Here is a 7,974-nt window from a genome sequence, read left to right as displayed (position 1 = left end):
CCTTACAGCGCCGATGGTACTGCAGGGGGGACCCTGTGGGAGAGTAGGACGCCGCCGAACAATTCTTGTGAAAACCCCCGCATCTTCGGATGCGGGGGTTTTCTGCGTTTAGGGCCCCTTTCGGGGCTCGCTTTCGTTCAGAGGCGCCCGGCCGCCTTCAACGCCAAGTACGCATCCGCCAGTGCCGGCGCCAGGTCGTCCGGTGTGGCGTCGACGACCGTGACGCCGTGGCGACGGAGTTGCTCTGCGGTGCGGTGACGTTCCGACTGGGCCTGGGCGGCTGCGGCGGCCGCGTAGACAGCGTCGACATCTCCGCGGGACTTGGCCATGCGAGTGATATGCGGGTCCGCCACCGAGGCCACCAGGACCGTGTGCCGCTGAGTGAGCTGAGGGAGGACCGGGAGCAGGCCCTCCTCCACGGGAGCCGCGTCCAAAGACGTGAGCAGGACGATCAGGGAGCGGCGGGGGGACGTGCGCAGGGCGGTGGCCGTGAGGCCTCGGGCGTCCGTCTCGACGAGTTCCGGTTCGAGCGTGGCCATCGCGTTGACCAGGGCGGGAAGGACGTCGCCCGCGGTGCGGCCCTGGACGAGGGCGCGGATCTTACGGTCGTAGGCGAGAAGGTCCACGCGGTCGCCGGCGCGGGAGGCGAGGGCGGCGAGCAGAAGAGCCGCGTCCATGGCGGCGTCCAGGCGGGGGGCGTCGCCCACGCGGCCGGCCGAGGTGCGGCCGGTGTCGAGGACCATGAGGATGTGGCGGTCCCGCTCGGGACGCCAGGTGCGGACGGCGACCGTGGTCTGGCGGGCTGTGGCGCGCCAGTCGATGGAGCGGGTGTCGTCGCCCGGGACGTATTCGCGCAGGCTGTCGAACTCCGTGCCTTCACCGCGGGTGAGGACGCTGGTCCGGCCGTCCAGTTCGCGCAGGCGGGCCAGTTTGGACGGCAGGTGCTTGCGGCTGGTGAACGGTGGGAGGACGCGTACCGTCCAGGGGGCCTTGTGGGTGCCCTGGCGGGCGAAGAGGCCGAGGGGGCCGTACGAGCGGATGGTGACGCGGTCGGTCTGGCGGTCGCCCCGGCGGGTGGGGCTCAGACGGGTCGTCACACGGCGGCGTTCGCCCGGCGGGACTGTGATGCGGTGGCGGGAGGCCGTCATTTCGGTGCCCGGCGTCCAGCTGCTGGGGGGCCAGGCGTCACGGAGCCGGGCGCGGAGGGGACGGCCGGATGGGTTGGTGAGGGTGAGGGTCACGTCCGCCGTGTCGCCCAGGCGTACGGAGGTGTCGCCGGAGCGGGTCAGGCCGAGACGGCGTACGGGGGCGGCCAGTGCGAAGTCGCAGGCGCAGGCCACGGCCAGGGGGGCGTTGACCGCCAGGATGCCCGTCCAGCCGGGCTCCCAGATGCCGACGGGGAGGGAGCCCAGGGCCGCGAGGAGGGCGGCGCGTCCGGTGAGTGCCATCAGCGTGGGACGGGGACGTGGGCGAGGATCGCGTTGATGACCGAGTCGGCCGTCACGCCTTCCATCTCGGCCTCCGGGCGGAGCTGTACGCGGTGCCGGAGGGTGGGGAGGGCGAGTGCCTTCACATCGTCCGGGATGACGTAGTCGCGGCCGGTCAGCCAGGCCCAGGCGCGGGCGGTGGCCAGGAGGGCCGTGGCGCCTCGTGGTGAGACGCCGAGCGTGAAGGACGGCGACTCGCGGGTGGCGCGGCAGATGTCGACGACGTAGGCGGTGATCTCCGGGGAGATGGTCGTCTCGGCGACGGCGGCTCGGGCTGCTTCCAGGTCGGCGGGGCCCGCCACGGGGCGGACGCCGGCGGCTCGGAGGTCGCGCGGGTTGAAACCTTCGGCGTGGCGGGTGAGGACGTCGATCTCGTCCTGGCGGGAGGGGAGGGGGATGGTGAGCTTGAGGAGGAAGCGGTCCAGCTGGGCTTCGGGGAGGGGGTAGGTGCCCTCGTACTCGACCGGGTTCTGCGTTGCTGCGACCAGGAAGGGGTCGGGGAGGGGGCGGGGCGTGCCGTCGACGGTGACCTGGCGTTCCTCCATGGCTTCCAGGAGGGACGACTGGGTCTTGGGAGGCGTGCGGTTGATCTCGTCGGCGAGGAGGAGGTTGGTGAAGACCGGGCCGGGCTGGAAGGAGAACTCGGCGCTGCGGGTGTCGTAGACCAGGGAACCGGTCACGTCGCTCGGCATGAGGTCGGGGGTGAACTGGACGCGTTTGGTGTCGAGTTCGAGGGCGGAGGCGAGGGCTCGGACCAGGAGGGTCTTGGCGACGCCGGGGACGCCTTCGAGGAGGACGTGGCCGCGGCAGAGCAGGGCGACGACGAGGCCGGTGACGGCGGGGTCCTGGCCGACCACGGCCTTGGCGATCTCGGCGCGCAGGGCCTCCAGGGCGTCTCGGGCGGTGCCCGGGTCCCCGGTCTGCCCGGCGTTGTCAGTGGTCGGGTCCATCATGGACGGCGTACCTCTCTTTCGAGGGCGTCGAGTCGGTCGGCGAGTGCGATGAGTGCTGTGTCGTCGCTGGGCGGTGGTCCGAAGAGGAGTGCGTGCTGGTCCCGGCCGTCGCCGTGGAGGTGGGCGGACAGGGCGGGGAGCAGGGCCTCGGGCGTGTTCGCCTGGGCGACGGGGACGCCTACGAGGGGGGCGAGGCGGGTGCGGGTGGTGGAGCGCAGAGCGTCGGCCGCGCGGTCGCGGGCGTCGGCCTTGCGGTAGAGGCGGGCGCGGCCTTCGGCGGTTTCCGAGGCGCGGATCGCGACGGGGAGTTTTTCGGCCACGAGGGGGCCGAGCCGGCGTGCCCTCCAGAGGGCGGCCAGGGCTGCGGCGATGAAGAGTTGCAGGGTGCCCCAGAGCCAGCCCGAGGGGAGCAGGTCGAAGAAGCCGCGTTGGTCGTCGGCGTCGGTGGCCGGGGTGTCGGAGAGCGAGGGGAGGTACCAGACGAGATGGGGGCGGGAGCCGAGGAGCTGGAGGGCGAGCGAGGCGTTGCCCTGCTCGTCGAGGCGGTCGTTGAGGAGGATGTCGGGCGCGCCCAGGACGATGGTGTCGCCGTCCCCGCGCGCGTCCGGGATGCGCAGCAGGGTGGCCAGACGCTCGCTGGGGTAGCACTGGTCCGCGCCGAGGTGGGTCGTCGTGTAGCGGACGCCGCCGGTCTCGGCGGTGCCTGCGCGCCGGGCGGCGGGCAGGGTGCAGTCCGGGGAGAGTGCCGAGTCGAGGCTGGTGGCGGGGTCGGCGGTGACGCCGGGGGCGAGCCGTTCGATGGAGGCGCTGCCGGAGGCGACCAGGACGGTGCGCCCGCGGGAGTCGGCGAAGGCGCGGTGCAGGCGGGTCTGCTGGCTGGGAGTCAGCAGATCGGGGGCGGCCACCAGGAGGGTGGTGTCGGGTCCGGCCGCGGCGGCCGCGTCGTCCAAGGTGGTGACGACCCGGGTGTCCACGCCGCGGTCTGCGAGGAGTTCGGCGACGGCGCGGCTGCCGCCCGGGTCGGCGGAGCGCGGGTCGAGTTCGCCGTGGCGGGCGTCGGAGCGGATGAGGGCGATGGCGACGGCTCCCACGAGGAGCACCACGAGGGCGAGCGCGATGCCGCGGGCGCGGGTCCACACCTGGCGGGCGGTGGGCGAGGCCGAGGTGAGCGAGAGGGTGGCCTCGGTGGTCATTCGGCGGCTCCCTGGCGGCTTTTGCCGGCCGTGCCCGCGCTGCTCGCGGTGAGCTGGGGCTTGGTGCGTTCCAGTTCGCGGTCGAGTTCCGCGATGCGGTGGTACGACTGCTCTGTCGCCGAGCGGCCGCCGTACGTCACGTCGTCGAAGTCGCGGGCGGCGGTGCGCAGCCGGTCGGTGTGGGCCGGCAGGGCGCGGCCGGCTTCGGCTGCGGCCTCGTCGGCGGTGCGGCCGGGGCGGACGTCGAGGAGGGCGCGTTCCTCCAGGGCGCGGACGAGGGCCCGCATGCGTTCCTGGACGGCCTGGTTCCAGTGGCCTTGTGCGGCGTGTGCCTCGGCGGTGGCGCGGTGGTCGGCGGCGCTGCGGGGGCCGTCGTCGAACAGGGCGGCGGAAGAAGCGGGTTGGCGGCGGGGGGTGCCCAGGCGCCACCACAGGGCGGCCAGGAGCGCGATGACGGCCAGGATGATGACGATCAGGCCGAGTGTGCCGCCGGGGGTGGCGGCCGAGGTGGCGTTGAAGAGTTTGCCGAGCCAGTCCCAGAAGGCGTCCAGGGCGCGCTGGAACAGGCTGGGGTCGTTCTCGTGGTACATCCGCTTGGACAGCTCACGCCGGGCCGCCTCCCGTGCGGGATCGCGCGGGAGGGTGAGGGGCGGATCGTCGGCGGAGCGGGCCGGCGACAGCAGGGGGGTGTCGCCGGCGCTCAGCAGTGTCCGTATGCCGGCGCGTGGCAGCGCCGTGGTGAGAAGTTCCCCCGCCCTGCTCACCGCATCAGCTCCCCGGGGTGGCGCCGGGGGCGGGGGAGCCGTGGCCCTGGACGCCTGCGGCGCGGACCAGCTCGAGGTCGAGGGCCTCGCGGCGGATGCGCTGGTCGATGTACAGGAGCACGGTGACGCCTGCCGTGATCGGGAACGTGATCATGGAGCCGATCACCGAGCCGATGCCGCTGATGATGAGGAACGTCCAGCCGAGGCCGCCCGCACCGGTGTTGAGCCAGCCGGTGAGGCCGTCGCCGCTGAGGGCCGCGGCGAGGAGGGTGAAGGGGATGACGATGATCGAGGCGACGACGCTCGCGATGAGCGTGGCGAGCAGCTGGATGCCGAAGATCCGCCACCAGGTGCCCTGGACGAGCTTGGCGGAGCGGATCAGAGCCTTCTTGATGCCCTGCTTCTCCAGCATCAGGGCGGGCGAGGCGAGGGAGAAGCGGATCATCAGCCACAGGGCGACGATGCCGGCGCCGATGATGCCGAGCACGGTCAGGGCGACACCCGCTCCGCCGTTCACGGTGACGCCGACGATGATGCCGGGCAGGCTGCCCACGGTGACGATGCCGGCGGTGATGAGCAGCAAGAGGCAGATCAGGCCGAACAGTTTGAAGACCTGAGGGCGGGCGTCGCGCCAGGCCTCGCCGATGGTCACCGACTTGCCGAGGACGGCGCGGCTGGTGACGGTGGTGAGCAGCGCGGTCGCGATGACGGTGCCGACCAGGGAGATCACGAAGACGACGGTGGAGCTGAGCATGGCGTCGCCCATGGCGCGGGTCAGCTCGCTGAGGGTCGCGCTGGGATCGTTGAGGGCGTCGGTGGAGGAGTCGTCCAGGACGAGGCCCTGGAACAGGACGACGATGACCTCGGTGAGGACGGCGACGGTGAGCGAGATGCCCAGTACCGTGCGCCAGTAGGTGCGCATGGTGGAGACCGCGCCGTCGAGGATCTCGCCCACGCCGAGCGGGCGGAGCGGGATGACGCCGGGTTTGGCGGCGGGCGGGGGGCCGCCCCAGCCGCTTCCCCAGCCGCCGGGGGCGCCGTGTCCGGGTCGGCCGGCGGGGCCGTATCCGCCGGGGCCCTGGCCGCCGGGAGGCGGGGTGCCCCAGCCTCCCGGCCCGGGCGGCGGGGGCGGGGGAGCCTGGCCGGGGACGGCTGGGCCGCTGGGGGCGGACCACTGGGCCGGTGGCGGCTGCTCCTTGGACCACTGCGGACCGGGGTCCTGCGGGGTCTGGCCGGGCTGGGCCGGCTGGTCCGCGGGCTGTGCGGGTCCGGGGCGGTCGGTGGGCTCGGCAGGGCCGGACTGATCCGGCTTCTGTCCGTCGGACGGGGCGGATCCGGGCGAGGCCCAGCCCGGAGTGTCGTTCATCGTCGCTCCTTCACGGTGCCCGTCCGCGGTCGCGGCGGCAGGTTGGCAGCCATCGTGCCATGGGGTGGTCTTGGAATGACCGGCCGAGGTAGGGGCTGGGTACCTTCAATTGTCCGCCCGATAGGGGGCAGACTGACGGCATGGCTGATCAGTACACGCGCAGCGGTGACGACAAGCGGCCGACCGAGATCCCCGCGATCCGCTGGGAAGAGCCACCGGAAGGCCCCGTTCTGGTCCTCCTGGACCAGACGAGGCTGCCCGTCGAGGAGGTCGAACTGGTTTGTACGGACGCGTCCGCACTCGTGGAGGCGATTCGCTCGCTCGCCGTGCGCGGAGCGCCCCTGCTCGGCATCGCGGGGGCGTACGGGGTCGCGCTCGCGGCCGTGCGGGGCTTCGACGTGGACGAGGCCGCCTCCGCGCTGGCGAGTGCCCGGCCGACCGCGGTGAACCTGGCTGTGGGTGTGCGCCGGGCCCAGGCGGCTCACCGGGCGGCGCTCGCCGAGGGCGGTGACGTCCGGCGGGCGGCCGCGGCGGCGCTGGCCGCGGCGCGGCAGCTGCACCGGGAGGACGCCGAGGCCAGTGGGCGGATGGCCGAGCACGGGCTGGCGTTGCTCGACGAGCTGCTGCCCGGAGGCGGGCACCGGATCCTCACCCACTGCAACACCGGTTCGCTGGTGTCGGGCGGGGAGGGGACGGCGTTCGCGGTGGCGCTCGCGGCGCACCGGATGGGCCGGCTGCGGCGGCTGTGGGTGGACGAGACGCGGCCGTTGTTGCAGGGGGCTCGCCTGACGGCGTACGAGGCGGCTCGCAGCGGGATGGCGTACACGCTGCTCACCGACAACGCGGCGGGGTCGCTGTTCGCCGCGGGCGAGGTGGACGCGGTGCTGATCGGGGCGGACCGCATCACGGCGGACGGTTCGGTGGCGAACAAGGTCGGGAGCTATCCGCTGGCGGTGCTGGCGCGGTACCACCATGTGCCGTTCATCGTGGTGGCGCCGGTGACGACGGTGGATCTGGACACCGCGGACGGTGCGTCCATCGAGGTCGAGCAGCGCCCGGGGCACGAGGTGACGGAGGTGACCGCGCCGCAGGTGCCGGTGGCCGGTGCGGAGGCGGGCGGTGGGATTGCGGTGGCGCCGCTGGGGACGCAGGCCTACAACCCGGCGTTCGACGTGACCCCGGCCGAGCTGGTGACGGCGATCGTCACGGAGGAGGGTGTCGTTTCGCCTGTGACGGCGGAGGCGCTCGCCGAGGTGTGTGCGCGGTCCCGACGGGTGTCGGCGGACTGAGTCGGCGACTACGGAGGGTTCGCGGGGCGAGGCGGGTTCCTGGCACCTTCGGTTCGCCCCGCTCGGTTCTGCGGCTCTCCACGCCCTTGGGGAGCCGTGAAATCGGGCGGGTCTCGTCCGCGTCGAGATCATGGGAGGGCGGGCGAGAGCAGACAGTAGCGCTTACTGCGACTATGGTCACTGGCCGGTGAGCTACCTCACCACTGCCTTCGCCACCGTTATGAGAATGGGATGATGTCGTTTATGAAGGGACGAGTCCTTGTCGTCGACGACGACACCGCACTGGCCGAGATGCTCGGCATCGTGCTGCGTGGTGAGGGTTTCGAGCCGTCGTTCGTGGCCGACGGCGACAAGGCGCTGGCCGCTTTTCGCGAGGCCAAGCCCGATCTGGTGCTTCTCGACCTGATGCTGCCCGGCCGGGACGGCATCGAGGTGTGCCGCCTGATCAGGGCGGAGTCGGGCGTGCCGATCGTGATGCTGACCGCGAAGAGCGACACCGTCGATGTCGTCGTGGGCCTGGAGTCCGGTGCCGACGACTACATCGTGAAGCCGTTCAAGCCGAAGGAGCTGGTGGCCCGCATCCGGGCGCGGCTGCGGAGGTCGGAGGAGCCCGCTCCGGAGCAGCTCGCCATCGGTGACCTGGTCATCGACGTGGCCGGGCACTCCGTGAAGCGGGACGGGCAGTCGATCGCGCTGACGCCGCTGGAGTTCGACCTGCTGGTCGCGCTGGCGCGCAAGCCGTGGCAGGTGTTCACGCGCGAGGTGCTGCTGGAGCAGGTGTGGGGCTACCGGCACGCGGCGGACACGCGGCTGGTCAACGTGCATGTGCAGCGGCTGCGTTCCAAGGTCGAGAAGGACCCGGAGAAGCCGGAGATCGTGGTGACCGTCCGTGGTGTCGGGTACAAGGCAGGGCCGAGCTGAC

7 protein-coding genes are annotated in these 7,974 nt (G+C 72.6%); 2 read left to right on the top strand and 5 right to left on the bottom strand.

The genetic code is table 11. The annotated features are described in order from the left end of the window. Nucleotides 1-137 precede the first annotated feature (137 nt). The 5 genes from QNO09_RS28170 to QNO09_RS28150 are packed head-to-tail and all read right to left on the bottom strand — an operon-like array spanning nucleotide 138 to nucleotide 5,763. Complete coding sequence (locus QNO09_RS28170; RefSeq protein ID WP_283973060.1) at nucleotides 138-1,448, bottom strand: DUF58 domain-containing protein; 1,311 nt, start codon at nucleotides 1,446-1,448, stop codon at nucleotides 138-140. Continuing rightward, the gene (locus QNO09_RS28165) at nucleotides 1,448-2,437 is read right to left on the bottom strand and encodes an AAA family ATPase (RefSeq protein ID WP_283973059.1); all 990 of its coding nucleotides are present in this window, start codon (nucleotides 2,435-2,437) and stop codon (nucleotides 1,448-1,450) included. The genes QNO09_RS28170 and QNO09_RS28165 overlap by 1 nt, the downstream gene beginning before the upstream one ends. Then, complete coding sequence (locus QNO09_RS28160) at nucleotides 2,437-3,633, bottom strand: DUF4350 domain-containing protein (RefSeq protein WP_283973058.1); 1,197 nt, start codon at nucleotides 3,631-3,633, stop codon at nucleotides 2,437-2,439. Before QNO09_RS28160 ends, QNO09_RS28165 begins: the two co-directional genes overlap by 1 nt. After that, nucleotides 3,630-4,397, bottom strand: a complete 768-nt coding sequence (locus QNO09_RS28155; RefSeq protein WP_283973057.1) for a DUF4129 domain-containing protein — start codon at nucleotides 4,395-4,397, stop codon at nucleotides 3,630-3,632. Before QNO09_RS28155 ends, QNO09_RS28160 begins: the two co-directional genes overlap by 4 nt. Nucleotides 4,398-4,401: 4 nt before the next feature. Further along, nucleotides 4,402-5,763, bottom strand: coding sequence for a DUF7847 domain-containing protein (locus QNO09_RS28150; RefSeq protein ID WP_283973056.1), 1,362 nt, complete (start codon nucleotides 5,761-5,763; stop codon nucleotides 4,402-4,404). Nucleotides 5,764-5,903: 140 nt separating this feature from the next. Here QNO09_RS28150 and mtnA point away from each other — a divergent pair, with 140 nt between their 5' ends. Beyond that, complete coding sequence (mtnA, locus tag QNO09_RS28145) at nucleotides 5,904-7,052, top strand: S-methyl-5-thioribose-1-phosphate isomerase (RefSeq protein WP_283973055.1); 1,149 nt, start codon at nucleotides 5,904-5,906, stop codon at nucleotides 7,050-7,052. A gap of 231 nt (nucleotides 7,053-7,283) precedes the next feature. Beyond that, nucleotides 7,284-7,973 carry a two-component system response regulator MtrA gene (gene mtrA, locus QNO09_RS28140; protein WP_009188938.1) on the top strand — a complete coding sequence of 230 codons (690 nt, stop codon included), beginning with the start codon at nucleotides 7,284-7,286 and terminating at the stop codon, nucleotides 7,971-7,973. Nucleotide 7,974 lies beyond the last annotated feature (1 nt).

The organism is Streptomyces sp. 378, assembly GCF_030124145.1.
GTDB lineage: Bacteria > Actinomycetota > Actinomycetes > Streptomycetales > Streptomycetaceae > Streptomyces.
This window is presented reverse-complemented; position numbering and strand designations above follow the sequence as displayed.

Excerpts from the sequence above, each read along its gene's own strand:
- QNO09_RS28170 (WP_283973060.1), bottom strand. The coding sequence starts at position 1,448 with ATGGCACTCACCGGACGCGCCGCCCTCCTCGCGGCCCTGGGCTCCCTC.
- QNO09_RS28165 (WP_283973059.1), bottom strand. The coding sequence starts at position 2,437 with ATGGACCCGACCACTGACAACGCCGGGCAGACCGGGGACCCGGGCACC.
- QNO09_RS28160 (WP_283973058.1), bottom strand. The coding sequence starts at position 3,633 with ATGACCACCGAGGCCACCCTCTCGCTCACCTCGGCCTCGCCCACCGCC.
- QNO09_RS28150 (WP_283973056.1), bottom strand. The coding sequence starts at position 5,763 with ATGAACGACACTCCGGGCTGGGCCTCGCCCGGATCCGCCCCGTCCGAC.
- mtnA (WP_283973055.1), top strand. The coding sequence starts at position 5,904 with ATGGCTGATCAGTACACGCGCAGCGGTGACGACAAGCGGCCGACCGAG.
- mtrA (WP_009188938.1), top strand. The coding sequence starts at position 7,284 with ATGATGTCGTTTATGAAGGGACGAGTCCTTGTCGTCGACGACGACACC.